1 protein-coding gene is annotated in these 1,190 nt (G+C 39.7%); it reads right to left on the bottom strand.

Translation table 11 applies throughout. From position 1 onward, the window contains the following. Nucleotides 1-53: 53 nt before the first annotated feature. On the bottom strand, nucleotides 54-1,190 hold a 1,137-nt coding region (locus A0J48_RS26610), incomplete at its 5' end, for an RNA-guided endonuclease InsQ/TnpB family protein (protein WP_200327568.1).

Below are 1,190 nucleotides of genomic sequence, written 5' to 3' on the forward strand. Positions count from 1 at the left end.
GTGACGTACCCATCGCCTGCCTTCGGGTAGGCGAGGGCTTCTCAGAGACTCCTCTATGAGGACATTATCTGAGCTTTTAGATCGTGCGTCCCACGATTCTTGATGTTGATAGCGGCGTTCAAATCTCTACACAAGCTTGTTTGGCAAATAGGACAGTTGTGCATTCTTTGAGATAGAGGCTTTATTACCTTGGAACCACAGCTAGAGCATTCTTGGCTAGTACCATTTGGATTTACAGCTATTACCTTCAAACCAGCATTCTCGGCTTTGTTTGAGAGTATTGAGATAAACTGCCCCCATCCGGCATCATTTACACTTTTAGCCAATCTTGATTTAGCAAGTCCGTTGATATTCAATTTCTCAACAGCTACTACATCGTATTTATCCAGAAGTTTTTTAGCTGTTTTGAAATGAAAATCTTTTCTTGTGTCTGCTACTTTTTTGTGCTGCTTTCCAAGTTTTTGTATAGCTTTTTTGCGACGATTAGAACCTTTCTTTCTACGAGAAACTCTACGCTGTGCGGATTTTAGCTTACGTTCGGCTTTGCGTAAATGCTTTGGTGCAGCAATACGGGTATGATCAGAAGCAACATAAAAATCTATCAGCCCAACATCAATACCAACAATATTTGTCTCGTCAAAATCAGGTTTAATAATTGGAACTGTCTGATCTTCTAGACTCAAGGTAACATAATAGCCATCAGCTTTTTTAGTAACAGAGACAGTTTTAATATCAAACCCGTCAGGTATTGGACGATGAACAATTACTTTGACTGTGCCTATTTTTGAAAGTGTTATTTTGCCATTTTGAAAGTGTTCCCTTTTGAATTGTGGATAGGTAAAAGTTTTGTATTGACCCTTAGCTTTGAATCTAGGTTTACCACTGCGTTTGCCATTAGCATCACCTTTAAGCCATCGGTCAAAAGCTATCTCAACTTTTTTGGGTACTTCTTGCAATACCTGAGAATGAATGTCTTTGTACCAAGTTCGCTCCTGTTTAAGTTGGGTTAGTGATGCTTGCTGGCTAAAGCGGGTGGGCTTGTCTTTTAACTCTGGAATATGGCAAACAGCAAGTGAGCATCTATCAATAGAGCAACGATTTTGTTCTAACCATTCAAACCTTTGTCCAAGCTGATAATTGTACTGGCAACGCAACATATCTAGTGTGTTGTCAATTGTATGCGCTTGTTC

This window comes from Sphaerospermopsis aphanizomenoides BCCUSP55, assembly GCF_001586785.1.
GTDB lineage: Bacteria > Cyanobacteriota > Cyanobacteriia > Cyanobacteriales > Nostocaceae > Sphaerospermopsis_A > Sphaerospermopsis_A aphanizomenoides_A.